We start from the raw sequence: 14,958 nt of genomic DNA, 5'->3' as shown, positions 1-14,958 counted from the left end.
GATAATGGGAAGAAGCTTCTCAATTATCCGGTCCCGGAACACCCCGTCCGACCACGTGATTGATCTCGATGGCAGGTCTCCTGGCTCGCGAAGTATCGCCTTCCGCCCGCCTTCCCAACCCTGTGTGCCGGTTTCCTTGCGGATCGCCCGGCAGGGTCAGTGGCTTGTTGGGCACGGCACTCCGCTTACAGTTGCGGGGGCAGCCACGGTCTCGGTCCCTGATGGGTACGCCTCACCGTGTTCCCTTTTCATCCAGAACTTACGCTCCAAGTCCCGGAACCATCGACGGAAACCATGGCCCAAGCCGGACCGGAATGCAATTGGGTTGTTGACCTGAAAGCACCGTGAAAAGCGATGACCGCCTCTGTCGGTGCGCAAGTAAAAACAAAAAGACTCTTGCCGGTTCTTTGAAGATTCGTAATAGTTTCTGAATAATAACCAATAAATCTGGGTGGATTCTATCTGCGGCTGGGAAAATTGGTCGCAAATATTTGGTCTGGGCCGGTGCAGTACTGGGCCGGATGTTCGAAGTTTTACGGCCGGGGGGCTGTGGGGGCATGACGGGGTTTCGAATTCAGCGGCATTGGCGGCGCTTTGGGACGGATTGCGGTTCGTATTCGCGAGCGTAGCCAATGGAAAACTATATCGACGTTGCTTGGATCATTATCGCCGCCGCGCTGATACTGGTCATGCAAGGCGGATTCTGTGCGCTTGAATCCGGCTACGTCCGCGCGCGCAACAACGTCAATGTCGCCGCCAAGAACCTCGCCGATCTGTGCCTTTCCACCGCGACCTTCTGGCTGATCGGCGCGTCGATCATGTTCGCCGACGGCCGGCTCTATCAGCCGGGCGAGGCGGATCTTGGAACCGGCTGGCCATCCGCCTTCCTGCTCTTCCAATCGCTTTTTTGCGGCACCGCGACGACCATCATATCCGGCGCGGTGGCGGAACGTGTCGGGTTTCTGGCCTATAGCTGCATCACGCTGGTCGTCGCGCTGGCGATCTATCCGGTGTCCGGCGGCTGGGCCTGGAGCGGGATCGACGGTGGCGCCATGGGTTGGCTGGAGGCGATGGGCTTCGTCGACTTCGCCGGGTCGACCGTGGTGCATTCGGTCGGCGGCTGGGTCGCGCTTGCCGTGTTGCTGATCATCGGTCCGCGCATGGGTCGTTTCGACGGCAAGGAGAAACCGCCGCAGCCCAACAATCTGTCGCTGTCGGCGCTGGGCGTCATCTGCCTCTGGGTCGGGTGGTTCGGCTTCAATGGCGGATCGACCCTGCATTTCAACGCCATGGTTCCGCATATCATTCTGAACACGACAATCGCCGCCTGTTTCGGCGGTATGATCACCCAGGCCGTCAGTTACGCCCTGACCCGCCGGGTCCATATCGGCAAACTGTTCAACGGCATTCTCGGCGGTTTGGTCGCGATCACAGCGGGCGCGCATATCCTAACCACCGAAGGGGCGGCTGTGATCGGGGTCGCGGGCGGCCTGGCGGTTCTGGCGGGCGAATATCTGCTGGTCCGCTGCAAGGTCGACGACGCGGTCGGCGCGGTTCCCGTGCACCTGTTCGCCGGCGTGGCCGGGACGATCGGCCTCGTGCCCTTGGCACCGGCGGGCACCTTCGCCATTCCAATTCTCGACCAGCTGATGGTGCAAGCGCTCGGCGTGCTGGCCATCGGCACCTATAGTTTCGGCGTCGCCTTCGTGTTGTTCAAACTGCTGAACAGGGTACTGCCGCTGCGCGTCTCGGCGGAAGGGGAACGCGTGGGCCTCAACGTCTTCGAACACGATGAAAGCTCACCCATCATCGACATCATCGACGACATGGAAAAGAACCAGGATGCGGATTCCCATCTGCAGCCGGTCCGCATCCATATCGGGTCCGAGATCGAACCCGTGGCGCAGAAATACAATCAGGTCGTCGGCCGGGTGAACCAGCACATGCTGTATCTGGAAAAGACGATGAACGAGCTGGTCCGCGCGAAATCGGCGGCGGAAAGCGCAAGCCAGGCGAAATCCTCCTTCCTGGCCAGCATGAGCCACGAGCTGCGCACCCCCCTGAATGCCATCATCGGCTTCGCCGAAGCGATGGAGCTGGAAAGCTTCGGACCGCTCGGCGGTAACGGGAAGTATGAGGATTACACAAAATCCATACGTGAGGCCGGCGGCCATCTGCTGTCCCTGATCAACGATCTGCTGGAACATTCCCGGATCGAAGCCGGCAAGCTCGATCTGCACGAAACCGATGTCGATGTCGGTATAGTCGTCGATGAAGTGCTGCGGTTGGTGGAACCGAATGTCCGAAAAGCGGGGGTCACCCTGGCCTTTGACGGGGCGTACAATCTGCCCGCACTGCACGCCGACCGGCGGCTGGTGAAGCAGGTGCTCATCAACCTCACCTCCAACGCCATCAAATTCACCGATCAGGGCGGCTGCGTCACGGTCAGGACGGCCTTGGAAACGGATGAACGGCTTGCCATCAGCGTCATCGACACCGGCGTCGGCATGACACGGGCGGAAATCGGCCAGGCGGTTGAGCCGTTCGCTCAAACCGGCTCAGCCTATATCCGCAACGATCAGGGGACCGGCCTCGGCCTGCCGCTTGTACGCGCCATGATGCGCCTGCATCAGGGCTCGATGACCATCGAATCCATCCCCGCCAAGGGCACGACCGTCACGGTCCGATTCCCGGAAGACCGCATCGTGCGGGAAGTCGCGGTGGCCTGATCCCCATTCGATTACCGGCCCCTATTTCGGCCCCTTGCTCTTGCTCCGGGATTTGGCGCGGACATAGATCATGCCGCCTTCCTTCTTGATCTCGAAAGACCCGGTCTTCTCCACCAGGCCCATCAGCTTGGCCTGTCCGTAAGTCCGGGAGTCGAAATCCGATGCCAGGTTCGCAAGCTGCTTGCCGACCGCGCCCAGGCCCACCCAGCCGTCATCGTCTTCCAATTGCGCGATGGCTTTGCGCAGCAGCGGGGTTGCCGCGCTGGGCGATTTCAGCGCCTTGCCGGGTGGGGCGTCGGGCTCGGACTGGGTTTCCGCATTGGCCGCGCCGGGCAACAGGTTTTCCGTATAGATGAACCGGCGGCAGGCTTGGCGGAAACTCTCCGGCGTTTTCTGTTCGCCGAAACCATAGACATCCACACCCTGTTCGCGAATGCGCGAGGCAAGCCGCGTGAAGTCGCTGTCCGACGACACCAGGCAGAACCCGTCGAACCGGCCGCTATGCAGCAGGTCCATCGCCTCGATCACCAGGGCGATGTCGGACGCGTTCTTACCCGTGGTATTGGCGAAGTTCTGGCTCGCCGTGATCGCGTGTTTGGACAAGACCTCCGCCCAGGATTTCAGCCGCGTGCCGGAAAAATCGCCATAGATCCGCCGCACGCTGGCCTCACCGATCTTCGCGATCTCCTCAAAAAGCCCATCCGCGATCTTCGCCGACGCATTATCCGCGTCGATCAGCACCGCAAGGCGTGGTTCGCTTGTTTCAGCCATGGGTTATCTTTCCGTTCCAGAATTGCGCGCCGGTGTTCGTACGCGACAAAGCACGATTCTAACAGGACCGCACGCCGCTTGCGCGGCTTTGTTTCGAGGACTGACAGTCAATGGGGGATATCCAGAAAGTTCAGCAAACGCTGGTTCCGAAAACTCCATGATCGCCAGTCATCGCTGTCGCGCAGAAATTTGGCGAGCCGCTTGCCGAAACATGTCGCATAGCGGGATGGGTTTTCCGGCCCGCGTGGAACAAAGGTTTCGACCGCGGGGAAGGCGTGAACACCGAGGGAGCAGATATAGGCGGCATCCACGGAGTTCGACCAACTGGAGGTCTTGGTAATAGTCGGGGCGCCACCGTGGTTGAGGTTATAGGCGGCAATGAAATAGGGAAAGTTGACGAAGGCGCAGACATATAGCGTCGCCACAAGCGCCAGTGTATTGGCGGAAATCAGCCAGCGGTTCGATTTCTGCAACACGATCCGCACGACGATCAGGACAAGGCCAGCCGCGACCAACCCCATCCAGACGAAGGCGGCGATGCGCAGATAGGTCAGGGCATATTCGGCCACATAGAGCTGCAGCCGGAAGATCGACGACATCACCAGCAAGACGTTTTGCGCGGTCCACAGATAGACCAGCTTGCGCACGGCCGGGTTCCCTTCGGTACGGCTGCCCGGCCGCATCGCGAACAGGATAACGGCCCCGGCAAGCAACGCCGTGAAGACAAGTGGGTAAGCGCCCCTATGCGCGTATTCCGCATGGGTCATGCCGATGGGAAGGCGCGTCCCGCCCCAAAGATAGAACAGGTCAAGGCCCGTTTGGATCAGGAAGAGAGCATTGAATGCCGCGAGCGACCGGATCACGGTATCTGTGCCGAAAAGGGCGTCCGCATGGCGACCGCCAACCACCGGCTGGCCGAAACCGGTGGTCACGGGTGTTGCCGGGAAGACAGCCGATGATCGCTTCAGCCGGACGAACGGCCACACAGCGATCAGCGCGCCGGCCCAAAAGCAAATTCGCCCGGCCTTGATGGTATTGCCCGTCATGTCGGGGACAAGTGACGCCAACCAACTCTCGATCAATGGATTTGCCAACCGGAACAGCAGCAGAAAGATCAGGCCGAGCCCGATGGGCATGATCCAGGGAAGAATGACTTGCGACATCGAATGGCGGCACTTGGCGCGTCTTCCGGCGCGCTTCATCTGCCGAACCGTGCGGATCAATTGAAAGGGACCCGACGTTAACAGGCTGGCGCTTTTGAACAGCAGGCCCTCGAGGCGGGTTGGAATATCCTGATTGAGCAGGATGGCAAAGCTGGCGATTCCCATTATTACAATAAATAGGGAAAGCGTGCTGGCATATTCCAGAATCGGCAGTACGGATGCGGCCAACAAGGCGACGGCAATGGCAATCCGGCGCTTCGGGACCGGCTTGGAAAGTCCGGCGACGACACCAAGCGCGACCACCGTGACGGCGACGATGACCGATATACCCAAAGGCCTGTCATAGAAAAGCCAATCCGCCACCGCGATCATCAAACCCGCCAAAAGGAAGGAACGGCGTATGCCTGGTTTGGGCAGGATGAAGGGTTTCGTCGTTACGGCCGTTGGCATGGCATGCCCTCGTTCAGCGTTGGGGGTCCGGTTCTGCGCGACGTGCCGGCTCGGCCGCGAAACCCGTTTCACGAACCGAATCGCACGACCCGGCACACAGCCACCAGCCGTCTTGCAGTACCCGGTCGGGGATCCGTGGAAGGGGCATGTCGGAGGGGTCGATGCGCGTTGTCATGCGCAGGGTTATGCATCCGGAATACGTCAATACCGTGGCGCAATTGGGGCCAAATCGCGGTTTTGTTCGGGCTTGTTCAAGGAAATAGAGGCGAAGGACGCAGTGCAGCGGGGGCCGTTGCCCATCTGGTTGGGATGTCGCGTTTCAAATCATCACGGGGAATTGGTGCGCGCGGGAAGGGTTGAAACTCGCACTTTTTGATTCGTGGTCGAGTCCTCCATCGAAACGAGCCACGGGCGTGTATAGTTTCGTAGCATGATGCCCACACCCATGTGAGAAAGGCGGAATGGGTCTTCAGGGGATCATGCAGGGCCTTCTGATGCCCTCTTACTGACTTCCGATAAGCGCTCCCATCACGGCTGCTTCTGCTGCGATGGAGTTAACGTAGGATCGTTGATATTCCCTGGTCGCCAATATCATGCCGTCGCGCCACCCTTTTTCAGCGATGTGCTCCACGACCAGCCCATCGAATTCCGGATAGCGGCGTAAGAATTCGGCTTTCGCTCGTTCGAAATTATTCAGGACTTTGATGCCGAACCTGCCCCGGTCAAACAGATAGGTGATCGTGCCCACGTAAATCGCTTTTTGTGGTTCGGCGTGCATCGATATCTGTTGGCCTATGCGACTGCTCCAAAAGAAATCGGAAGGCGTACCGGACCAATACAAGTATTGGTCCCGAGCCGGACCACGCACAATGCCGAGGAATGACTTGCCGGTCTTGCCCGCGTTCGGGAACAGCACATGGTCAAGGGGAATTAACGCTGTGTCTGTCAGCACTAGCTCGTCATCGCCGATGGTCTTCCAGAACTGCCCCGGGACGGAATCTCTAAACTCGCCGCGTGCCTGATCGAAGGCGGCGATATCGTAAAAGAAAAGCATTTCGCCATCACCCAGCGGCGTTCGTGCAACTTCCGAGCCCATATGTGTGCCGCACGCGGCGAGCATCGAAATGAACAGGAGCGTGGCGATAAACCGAACAACAATGCGCATTGAAACCGTCCAAACAGCAGGCGGAGTTGGCGATAAGCGAAGATGATAGCACGTCGACAAATCTCAGTGAAAGAATCAAAAAGCGTGCTGGATCGTTACCCAGGATGTCATGTCGATCATCGGCCGAGCTCATGCGCGGAAAGCTGAGGCTACACGGGCTCGTTGCGGCTCGAAAGGCAGGGATTCCGGCTGACATAGAGGTAATGGTAGGATAAAGTAGGATAAAGTCGCTTAGCTGAAGTTTCCGTGGAAACACCATGAGCATGATCAAGAAAAGCATCACCGTGACGGAACAGCAGGAAGAATGGATTCAGGCGCAATTGGCGTCCGGCCACTACGCGTCGGACAGCGAAGTCGTGCGTGAAGCCATCCGCGAAAAGCAACTGCGCAGCGCCGAGATCGAGCGCATCCGCGCCGCGCTTATCCAGGCCGAGGAAGGCGGGTTCGCTAGCCTTGGAAAGGATGACATTCGCCGCTCCGTTCAAGATGAACTGAAAAAGAATGGCGGGCTATAGGCTCAGCCGTCACGCGGCGGAGGACCTGAGGCGCCTTTACGGGTTTGGCATCGAGCAATTCGGGCTGCCGCAGGCGGACAGCTATTTCGATGGTCTGTTCGACCGTATCGATCAGCTTACAGAAAACCCGCATCTCTATCGTGCCGTGGATGAGATACGGCCGGGCTAACGGCGTTGCGCCTTTGGCGGCCACGCCATCTATTATCGCGTCGATGGCGACTCAGTAGAAATCATGCGTGTGCTGGGGCGTGAAGACCCGACTATTTTGTCGGCCGACGAATAGAGTCCATAGGGAGGAATGCGCACCCGGGAAGATTTGAAGCCGCCAGGGTTCGCAAGGTCGACCGGCCGCCCGAGCTAATGCGAGGAAAGCCCAAGACCGCGGATGCGGTCGCCCGGCGATTGAGGGTCAAGAACCCGCCAGGGTTCACAAGGCCGACCGGCCGCCCGAGCTTATGCGAGGAAAGCCCAAGACCGCGGATGCGGTCGCCCGGCGCTTGAGGGTCAAAATATAAAAGAGAAAATGGCGCGCCCGGGAAGATTCGAACTCCCGACCTCTTGATTCGTAGTCAAGCACTCTATCCAACTGAGCTACGGGCGCGCAGGGCCTTTTCGGACCCGCCCCAGGATAGCCTTCGAGAAGGCCGGTTTCCAGGGACCGCGTATCGGCTTGGCCGATGCGAGGGCGGTTGGTACAGGATGATGCGGGGGATGGCAAGCACCGAATTAAGGCATCCGTTTTAATGATTTCTTCAGGGTTTTCGGGTGACCCTTAAGGAAGGGTGTTCGCCTGCGGGGCCTTCCGGGAACCTTGGGCGGGCGCCCGATGGGAGCTGCCGGATGGACGGCATTTGTCGAAAAGCCGGGACGGGCCTGTCTTGTGGGTGATTTTCTTCTCCCGTAAGATGCGCGCGGCTTGACAGTCGGCCCGGTCCCTGTTGGGAAAGGGGAAAGGTTGTTCAAGCGTTGCAGGCATTTAGCCTTCGGTCTTAAAGGATCGTCCGGCTCGGTGCCGTTGCAGGGACGTTTCGGGGGAACGTCTGGTGGGCCGCATAGCGGGATCGCCAAGTTTCCGCGCTGCGAAGGGGCAATTAAGGGTGACCTTTCAGGCAATAACGTTTAGGGTGCATCAAGTATAGATCGCCCAAAAGCGTGGTTTTTGTCTTGTGAGTATTGTTTTAGAGTATTCGTTATTCGATTTGGAATTGGGGCAGGGTTGAGGCGCGAAGGTCACATGCGGAAGATCAGCGGCACTTGGAAAACTGGTTTGCTCGTCACGGCGTCTGTCGCCTTGGCTGGGTGTGAAGCACTATGGCCGACGACGGAGGCACCCGACCCGGTCGGCGCGCCGACCACCGTGCAGGCCCCGTCGCAGCCGGAACCGGCACCTTTGGCGACGTCGGAAATTCCGGCGCCGGCCTCCTCCGGGTATCAGCAGCCGGCGGCACAGCAATCCATCCAGCAGCAGCTGCAATCGCAAAGCGCGGTTGCTTCCACGGGCGTCACGACGCCGACGATCGGCCAGACTTTCGTCGGTCGCAAGGTCGACGCCATGCAGGGCGATCTGGCCAAGCTGGAAGGCAGCGTGGGCGACATCAAGGCCCGTGCCAATGCGATCATGGAACAGGGGCGTGCCTCGGCCGATCAATATCATCAGCTGGTCGCCGCGATCACCGCGCGCCTGCAGCAGGGGACGACGCCGGGCAACCCGATCCTGGTCGCCCAGTGGAATCAGGCGCAGAGCGCGCTGGAAAGCATCGCGGAAGTGACGCCGCAGGTCACCGTTCTGTCGAATGACGCGGCCGAACACGCCGCCTTCGGCCAATATCTGTTGAACGCGGTTCAGGCGACCTATGGCCTCAGCGGCGCGGTCGAGGAAGACCATGTGCGCTTGCGGATCCTGGAGGACAAAGTTCATCAGGCGGTCGTCGAAGTGGACCGCACGCTGAATGAATTGAGCCAGGATATCAGCCGCCAGAACATCTATGTGAACAGCGAGCGTCAAAACATGACGACCCTGTCACTGGCGATCAAGAACGGTGAGCTTTATGGCTCCAGCCTGGCGACCCAGGCCTTCACGCAGACCGAAAACCTGGCCCGCGCGGCCGCCCGGGCCACCGTGCCCGATGCGAGCGACCCGCCGCTGGTGATCATCCGGTTCGACCGGCCGAACGTGCAGTACCAGCAGGCGCTGTTCAACGCGGTCAGTCAGGCCCTGTCCCGCAAACCGAACGCCACGTTCGACCTGCTGGCCGTCAGTCCGGCCCAGGGCAATGCCGCGAATATCGCCCTGAACAACTCGGCGGCGAAGCGGAATGCGGAAGACGTGCTGCGCACGCTGACCGATATGGGGATTTCCTCAAGCCGGGTTCAGCTGTTGACCACGACGGACGCGGTCGCGAACAACGAAGTCCACGTTTTCGTTCGCTGACCGGGGCCCGCCGATTGAGAGGGGGTAATCCTTTTCGCCGGCTCGTTCGTACCTAATATGAGAAAGCGGCCCCGACCGGGGCCGTTTTCCGTTCCGGTCGATGAAAAGGGAAAGGTCATGACCCGCATTCCAGCGTTTTCCCGTCTCCACGCCCCCACCCTGACAATTCTGATCCTCGCGGCCTGTCTTGCCGGCCTTCCCCGCGCCGGGCAGGCGCAAACAGCCGAACAGCAAGCCGCCATTGTCACCGTCATCGAAAGCCAGCTAAACGCTTTCCGCCGGAATGACGGGCCGGGGGCCTACGGTTTCGCGGCGCCGAATATCCGCACCATCTTCCCCACCGCCGAAGTCTTCATGGACATGGTCCGGGGTGGCTATGGCTTCCTGATCGATCCGGCCGCGGTTGAGTTTCTGGACGTCAGGGCGAAGGGCGGCGACCTGTATCAGGCGGTCCGGGTCATCGACCGCGACGGCAAACGCCGGATCGCGATCTATCAAATGGAACGCCAGGAAGACGGGACATGGAAGATCGCCGCCGTCTACATCACCGAGGATCCGGACGCAGCCGTGTAACGCTTTTCAACCGGCCCTAACCGGTCTATCAAATCGCCGGACAGCAACGCGCGGAGGCGAAACGATGGTCGATGAGAAGGGCATGGATTTCCCGGTTTCCTGGGACGAGCTACACCGGACGGCGCGGGCGCTCGCCTATCGTCTGGACTCGCTGGGGCCCTTCAAAGGCATCGTCGCCATCACCCGCGGGGGGTTGGTACCCGCCGCGATCGTGGCGCGTGAACTGGAACTCCGCCTCGTCGATACGGTCTGCATCTCCACCTATGATCACAAGGATATGGGTGAGGCGAACATCCTGAAGGGGATCGACGGCGACGGGGAAGGATGGCTGATCATCGACGATCTGGTCGATACCGGAAAGACCGCGAAGATCGTTCGGGAAATGCTGCCCAAGGCCCATTTCGCCACCGTCTTTGCCAAGCCGGCCGGGCGGCCGCTGGTCGACACATTTGTGACCGAAGTCTCGCAGGATACCTGGATCCTGTTTCCTTGGGACGTGGAACTGGCCTATGCCCAACCGATCCGCGCGCGGAAAGGCAAATAGGCTGGGGTAGCCCTTCTTAACCCGACCGCACGATGCGCAGGCGCGGGTCCAGCACGTCGCGCAGCCCGTCCCCCAGCAGATTCAGGCCCAGCACCGCGACCATGATCGCGGCGCCCGGCACCACGGCCTGCATCGGATGGGTGAACATCAGGGTTTGCGCGTCGTTCAGCATTTTGCCCCAGCTCGGGTCCGGCGGCTGCACGCCCAGGCCCAGATAGCTTAGCCCCGCCTCCGCCAGGATCGCGACCGCGAATTGGATCGTCGCCTGAATGATGATGGCCCCGGCCGCGTTCGGCAGAACATGGTGGATCGCGATGGCGATCGGGGGCCGGCCGATGGCCGCCGCCGCGGTGACGAATTGCCGGCCCATCACGTTCAGGGCCGCGCCGCGCGTGACGCGGGCGAAGACGGCGATGTTGAAAATCCCCACCGCCAGAATCGCATTGGTGACGCCGGGCCCGTAAAGGGCCGCGATCAGCACCGCGGTCAGGATCGCCGGAAAGGCGAAGATCAAATCCGACAGGCGCATCACCGCGTCGACCGAAAGCCCCTTGCGCATAGCGGCATACAGGCCCGCCGGCACGCCGACCGCCAAGCCGATCCCGACCGCGACACAGCCCATCAGCATGGCGTTCTGCGCGCCCTTCATCAGCATCGACAGCAGGTCGCGGCCCAGGGAATCAGTGCCCAGCCAATGCGCGGCTGTGGGCGGCTGCAGCCGTTCGGCGATGGACACCCCGTCGGTCGGATAGGGGGTTCCGATCGCTGCAGCCAGGGCGGTCAGAAAAATGAAACCGGTCAAAAAGCCGCCCAGCACCAGGTTCGGCCGGTGCAGGGCCTTGCGGATCAAGGATTTTTGCCGGGTCCCGCTCATCGGTGCGCCTCCCCATGGGGGCGCGGGTCGATCAGGGCATAGGCCAGGTCGACGATGAAATTGACCAGCACGACAAGGCCGGCCAGCAGCAAGATTATGTTCTGTACCACCACCAGGTCGCGCTGGAAGATCGCCTGCAGGATCAAGCGGCCCAGGCCGGGCAGATAGAAGACGTTTTCCACCACCACCGCGCCGGCGATCAGAAAGGCGAATTGCAGCCCCATGATGGTGACGACCGGCAGCAGCATATTGCGCAGCACATGGCGGAACAGCACGGCGGGTTTGCTCAACCCCTTGGCCCGAGCGGTGCGAACGTAATCCTCGCGATAGACATCCAGCGTCGCCGAGCGGACGACACGCGACAGGATCGCCGCTTCCGACAACGCCAGCGCCACGGCGGGCAGCAGCAGGGATTTCAGCGCCGGTCCCCAGCCATCCGCCCAGGGCGCGAACCCGCCCGCCTGGAACCAATGCAGCTGAACCGCGAAGATCAGGATCAACAAGATGCCGAACCAGAAATTCGGCACCGCCAGGCCCAATTGCGAAAATCCCATCACCAGATAGTCGCCGGGCCGGTTGCGGTTCACCGCCGCGAAAACGCCGAAGGGAAGGGCGACGGCAACCGCCATCAGAAAGGCGATGATCGCCAGCGGCACGGTCACTTGAAGGCGTTCCAGCACCAGTTCCGCGACCGGCACGCCATAGGTCATGCTCTGTCCGAAATCACCGTGCAGCACGCCCCCGATCCAGTCGAAATACCGGATCACGGCGGACTCGTTCAGGCCCAGTTCCGCGCGCAGGGCGGCCAGGGATTCCGGCGTCGCGCCGACCCCCAGCATGATTTCCGCCGGGTCGCCCGGCAGGACGGAGAGGATGACGAAAACGAGCAGCGAGGCCGCCAGCAGCGCGGCGGCCAGGTTGAAGGCGCGGTGAGCGAGATAGGACAGCATCAGGCGTGCCCCTCAACCATCACAAGAAAACAGAAAACGGCGGAAAATGCCCCGGCACCTCGAATCCGGGCCGGGGCGATTTCCTATTTCCGCCAATGGACGCCGGTGACGTCATTGGCCTGGATCGGGGCGTTTTCCCACAAGCCGTCCAGCTTGGCGGCGCGGACACCTGTTTTGGCCAGTTGGAACAGGAAGACGTTTGCGGTGTCCTCCGCCAGGATCGTCTGGGCTTTCTGATACAGTTTTGTGCGTTTTGCCTCATCCGCCGTATCACGAATTTCGTCCATCACCGCGTTGAACGCGTCCGAGTGATAGCCGAAATAATAGTCCGGGCGGGCATAGATTCCGATATCCAGAGGCTCGGTATGGGAAACGATGGTCAGGTCGAAATCATGGTCGCCCTTGAAGACGTCCGACAGCCACTGCCCCCATTCCACATTGACCAATTCGGTTTCGATTCCGACCGCGCGCAACTGGGCGGCGATGATTTCCCCGCCGCGCCGCGCATAGGACGGCGGCGGCAGTTTCATCACCAGCTTCAGACCGTCCGCATGGCCGGCCTCGGCCAGTAGAGATTTCGCCTTTTCGGGGTCGTAGGGCGCGACGCCGGTCAGGTCCAGATAGGCCGGGTTATGCGGCGCGAAATGGGAACCGATCGGCGTGCCGAACCCGAACATCGCCCCATCGACGATTGCCTGCTTGTCGATGGCATGCGCGATGGCGCGGCGGACCTTCGGGTCCTTGAACAGATCCCGCCGCTGATTCAGCACCAGCAGAGTTTCCCCTTCCGTCGTGCCGACGACGACTTCAAAACGCGGATCGGCTTCGAATTGCGCCAGGGTTTCCGGCGCGCCCATATTGGGCATCGCGTCCACATCGCCGGCCAGCAGTGCCGCGACCTGGGCGGAGGCATCGGGAATGAATTTGAAGGTGACCGATTTCAGTGCCGGCGCCTTGCCCCAGTAGTCGTCCCGGCGGGTCAGCATCACACTGTCGCCCTTGGTCCAACGCGCCAATTTGAAGGGGCCGGTGCCGACGGGATTGGTGTTGTTGCTCTCAGCGCTGGCCGGGTCGACCATGACCGCGTCGCCCCACCCCATGTTCCACAGGAAGTTCCCTTCCGGCTGTTTCAGGGTGACGATGACGGTTTTAGGATCCGGCGCTTCGACCGAAGCGATCCCTTCGAACAAGCCTTTCTGGGCATTGGTCGAGGTTTCCGCACGGGCCCGGTCGAGGGAGAATTTCACATCCGAGGAATCGAAAGACGCGCCATCGTGGAAGGTGACGCCGTCGCGCAGGGTGAAGGTATAGGTCAGGCGGTCGTCCGAAATCGTCCAGCTTTCGGCCAGGCCCGGCTGCACCGCGCCGTTCCGATCGATCCGTGTCAGGCCCTCGAACAGATTGGCATAGACGATTTCGTCGATTGCCGCGGCGGCGCCGGCTGTCGGGTCCAGATGCGGCGGCTCCAGGCCGACGCCCATGGTCAAACTGTCCTTCGCGAAGGCGCCACCCGTTGCGGCAAAGCCTGCCGTCGCGGCCAAGGCCACCATCTGGGCTGCGGCCAGGGCAATGCCAAACCGTTTACTACGCATTATACAATCCCTCCCGAAAAAATCCGGCGAAGGAACGGATGCGTCCTGCCCCGCCCAGCCGCCGGAAACGAGTATGCCAGAAATCAGCGACCCGCCAAATCCGGCGGGTCGCATCTTATCGTAAGCTTTCGGGCTTTAAAGCAAGTCCAGCGCCCAAGCGGCGGTTCACAGCGCTCAGCGCGGGCGGGTGCCCTTGGCCAGCATGGTCATCGCCGGGATCATTGGTTCCACCGAGACCGCGCCGAACCCGGCGCCTTTGAGCTGCGATTCCAGCCATTCGTCGTCCAGCGAGCGGGCATGCGGCGTGAACGCCGTATGCTGCAATTGCCAAAGCGCCGCGTTTTTCGGACCCGTCCGGTCCGCATGCACGACGAAATCGTGGATCATCACGATGCCGCCCGGATTGAGGCAGTCATAAGCCTGTTTGATCAGCCGCTCGTGTTCCGTATCCGGTACGCCCGAGAACAGGTAGGACATCAGAATGGCATCCTGGCCTTTCGGCCAAACCGTCTCCAGCGCGTTGCCCTCTATATAGCGGATCTTGTCGGCAAGCCCCGCCTCGGCAACATAGTTGCGCCCCAGTTTGGCAACGTTCGGAAAGTCGATGACCGTCGCCTTGAGGTTCGGAAAGGCATTGCACAGCGTGATCGAATAGGCGCCGGTACCGCCGCCCACATCCAGCAGCGAGGTCGCGTTTGTAAGATCGATCTGCTTGGCCAGGCCGCGCGCCGGACCGAGGGAGCCGGCATGCTGGCTTTCGGAATAGATCCGCGCTTCCTCCGGGTCGGAAAACCATTCGGCGTAGGATCCCGTCGCCCCTTCGGGAAGCTCGTCGATCAACGCGTTTTCGATTTGATCCAGCAGCGAATACATCTGGCGGTCGACCTGCAGGCGCAGGTAGTCGCCGAAATCGTACTTCGCGCCTTTGACCAGGAAGTTTTCCGCCGCGGGGGAATTCGAAAATTTACCGTCTTCAACCGCCACAAGATCCAGGCCGGCCAGTGCCGTCAGCAGCGTCTGCGCGCGCTCCGGGTCCAGTGCCGTGACCGCCGCCAGTTCTTCCGGCGTCTTGGGGGACTCGGACAAATGGGTGAAAACCTTGTTATGGAGCGCCGCGAAAAGCGCCTTGGATCCCATAAATCCGAATGCAATGTTCGATATGTCCTCCGCGCGGGTTAGGACCGACATGCCATGCACCTCA

Annotated in this window: 13 protein-coding genes, 1 tRNA gene and 1 riboswitch; of the genes, 6 read left to right on the top strand and 8 right to left on the bottom strand. The window is 61.0% G+C overall.

The window, feature by feature from the left end:
* Positions 1-53 precede the first annotated feature (53 nt).
* Positions 54-299: riboswitch (cobalamin riboswitch) on the bottom strand.
* Between the two features lie 333 nt (positions 300-632).
* Positions 633-2,729: an ATP-binding protein gene (locus EOI86_RS12435; RefSeq protein WP_127765518.1), complete on the top strand. Its 2,097-nt coding sequence runs from the start codon at positions 633-635 to the stop codon at positions 2,727-2,729.
* A gap of 21 nt (positions 2,730-2,750) precedes the next feature.
* Here EOI86_RS12435 and EOI86_RS12430 read toward each other — a convergent pair whose 3' ends face one another.
* The 3 genes from EOI86_RS12430 to EOI86_RS12420 form a co-directional block, all read right to left on the bottom strand.
* Positions 2,751-3,500: an NYN domain-containing protein gene (locus tag EOI86_RS12430; protein ID WP_127765517.1), complete on the bottom strand. Its 750-nt coding sequence runs from the start codon at positions 3,498-3,500 to the stop codon at positions 2,751-2,753.
* A gap of 107 nt (positions 3,501-3,607) precedes the next feature.
* Positions 3,608-5,113 (bottom strand): DUF4153 domain-containing protein, encoded by a 1,506-nt coding sequence (locus EOI86_RS12425; RefSeq protein ID WP_127765516.1) that lies wholly within the window; start codon positions 5,111-5,113, stop codon positions 3,608-3,610.
* A gap of 502 nt (positions 5,114-5,615) precedes the next feature.
* Positions 5,616-6,278 carry a hypothetical protein gene (locus tag EOI86_RS12420; RefSeq protein WP_127765515.1) on the bottom strand — a complete coding sequence of 221 codons (663 nt, stop codon included), beginning with the start codon at positions 6,276-6,278 and terminating at the stop codon, positions 5,616-5,618.
* A gap of 257 nt (positions 6,279-6,535) precedes the next feature.
* Between EOI86_RS12420 and EOI86_RS12415 the strand changes: the two genes are divergently transcribed.
* Both EOI86_RS12415 and EOI86_RS24770 read left to right on the top strand, forming a co-directional pair.
* Positions 6,536-6,793 (top strand): type II toxin-antitoxin system ParD family antitoxin, encoded by a 258-nt coding sequence (locus EOI86_RS12415; protein ID WP_240035653.1) that lies wholly within the window; start codon positions 6,536-6,538, stop codon positions 6,791-6,793.
* Positions 6,780-6,962 (top strand): type II toxin-antitoxin system RelE/ParE family toxin, encoded by a 183-nt coding sequence (locus EOI86_RS24770; protein WP_240035652.1) that lies wholly within the window; start codon positions 6,780-6,782, stop codon positions 6,960-6,962. The genes EOI86_RS12415 and EOI86_RS24770 overlap by 14 nt, the downstream gene beginning before the upstream one ends.
* A 355-nt stretch (positions 6,963-7,317) precedes the next feature.
* Here the strand turns inward: EOI86_RS24770 and EOI86_RS12405 are convergent.
* Positions 7,318-7,394 (bottom strand) — tRNA-Arg (locus EOI86_RS12405).
* 633 nt (positions 7,395-8,027) lie between these two features.
* Between EOI86_RS12405 and EOI86_RS12400 the strand changes: the two genes are divergently transcribed.
* The 3 genes from EOI86_RS12400 (at position 8,028) to gpt (ending at position 10,341) form a co-directional block, all read left to right on the top strand.
* The gene (locus EOI86_RS12400; protein WP_127765514.1) at positions 8,028-9,224 is read left to right on the top strand and encodes a hypothetical protein; all 1,197 of its coding nucleotides are present in this window, start codon (positions 8,028-8,030) and stop codon (positions 9,222-9,224) included.
* 117 nt (positions 9,225-9,341) lie between these two features.
* On the top strand, positions 9,342-9,797 hold the full coding sequence (locus EOI86_RS12395) for a DUF4864 domain-containing protein (RefSeq protein WP_161973813.1): 456 nt from the start codon (positions 9,342-9,344) through the stop codon (positions 9,795-9,797).
* 64 nt (positions 9,798-9,861) lie between these two features.
* Positions 9,862-10,341 carry a xanthine phosphoribosyltransferase gene (gene gpt, locus EOI86_RS12390; RefSeq protein ID WP_127765512.1) on the top strand — a complete coding sequence of 160 codons (480 nt, stop codon included), beginning with the start codon at positions 9,862-9,864 and terminating at the stop codon, positions 10,339-10,341.
* Positions 10,342-10,357: 16 nt separating this feature from the next.
* Here gpt and EOI86_RS12385 read toward each other — a convergent pair whose 3' ends face one another.
* The 4 genes from EOI86_RS12385 to EOI86_RS12370 all read right to left on the bottom strand — a co-directional run bounded on the left by EOI86_RS12385 (position 10,358) and on the right by EOI86_RS12370 (position 14,945).
* The gene (locus EOI86_RS12385; RefSeq protein WP_127765511.1) at positions 10,358-11,215 is read right to left on the bottom strand and encodes an ABC transporter permease; all 858 of its coding nucleotides are present in this window, start codon (positions 11,213-11,215) and stop codon (positions 10,358-10,360) included.
* Positions 11,212-12,165, bottom strand: coding sequence for an ABC transporter permease (locus tag EOI86_RS12380; protein ID WP_127765510.1), 954 nt, complete (start codon positions 12,163-12,165; stop codon positions 11,212-11,214). The genes EOI86_RS12385 and EOI86_RS12380 overlap by 4 nt, the downstream gene beginning before the upstream one ends.
* A gap of 83 nt (positions 12,166-12,248) precedes the next feature.
* Positions 12,249-13,757 carry an ABC transporter substrate-binding protein gene (locus tag EOI86_RS12375; protein WP_205032187.1) on the bottom strand — a complete coding sequence of 503 codons (1,509 nt, stop codon included), beginning with the start codon at positions 13,755-13,757 and terminating at the stop codon, positions 12,249-12,251.
* A 174-nt stretch (positions 13,758-13,931) separates the two neighbouring features.
* The gene (locus tag EOI86_RS12370) at positions 13,932-14,945 is read right to left on the bottom strand and encodes a methyltransferase (protein WP_127765509.1); all 1,014 of its coding nucleotides are present in this window, start codon (positions 14,943-14,945) and stop codon (positions 13,932-13,934) included.
* Between the last annotated feature and the right edge of the window lie 13 nt (positions 14,946-14,958).

It is taken from the genome of Hwanghaeella grinnelliae, from assembly GCF_004005845.1.
GTDB classification, from domain to species: domain Bacteria; phylum Pseudomonadota; class Alphaproteobacteria; order UBA8366; family Aestuariispiraceae; genus Hwanghaeella; species Hwanghaeella grinnelliae.
Note: the sequence above shows the minus strand (reverse complement) of the source record. Positions and strands in the feature narration are given on the sequence as shown.

Coding starts and splice junctions, on each gene's coding strand:
- EOI86_RS12375 (WP_205032187.1), bottom strand. CDS start 13,757: ATGCGTAGTAAACGGTTTGGCATTGCCCTGGCCGCAGCCCAGATGGTG.
- EOI86_RS12380 (WP_127765510.1), bottom strand. CDS start 12,165: ATGCTGTCCTATCTCGCTCACCGCGCCTTCAACCTGGCCGCCGCGCTG.
- gpt (WP_127765512.1), top strand. CDS start 9,862: ATGGTCGATGAGAAGGGCATGGATTTCCCGGTTTCCTGGGACGAGCTA.
- EOI86_RS12420 (WP_127765515.1), bottom strand. CDS start 6,278: ATGCGCATTGTTGTTCGGTTTATCGCCACGCTCCTGTTCATTTCGATG.
- EOI86_RS12415 (WP_240035653.1), top strand. CDS start 6,536: ATGAGCATGATCAAGAAAAGCATCACCGTGACGGAACAGCAGGAAGAA.
- EOI86_RS12430 (WP_127765517.1), bottom strand. CDS start 3,500: ATGGCTGAAACAAGCGAACCACGCCTTGCGGTGCTGATCGACGCGGAT.
- EOI86_RS12385 (WP_127765511.1), bottom strand. CDS start 11,215: ATGAGCGGGACCCGGCAAAAATCCTTGATCCGCAAGGCCCTGCACCGG.
- EOI86_RS12370 (WP_127765509.1), bottom strand. CDS start 14,945: ATGTCGGTCCTAACCCGCGCGGAGGACATATCGAACATTGCATTCGGA.
- EOI86_RS12400 (WP_127765514.1), top strand. CDS start 8,028: ATGCGGAAGATCAGCGGCACTTGGAAAACTGGTTTGCTCGTCACGGCG.
- EOI86_RS12425 (WP_127765516.1), bottom strand. CDS start 5,113: ATGCCAACGGCCGTAACGACGAAACCCTTCATCCTGCCCAAACCAGGC.
- EOI86_RS24770 (WP_240035652.1), top strand. CDS start 6,780: ATGGCGGGCTATAGGCTCAGCCGTCACGCGGCGGAGGACCTGAGGCGC.
- EOI86_RS12435 (WP_127765518.1), top strand. CDS start 633: ATGGAAAACTATATCGACGTTGCTTGGATCATTATCGCCGCCGCGCTG.
- EOI86_RS12395 (WP_161973813.1), top strand. CDS start 9,342: ATGACCCGCATTCCAGCGTTTTCCCGTCTCCACGCCCCCACCCTGACA.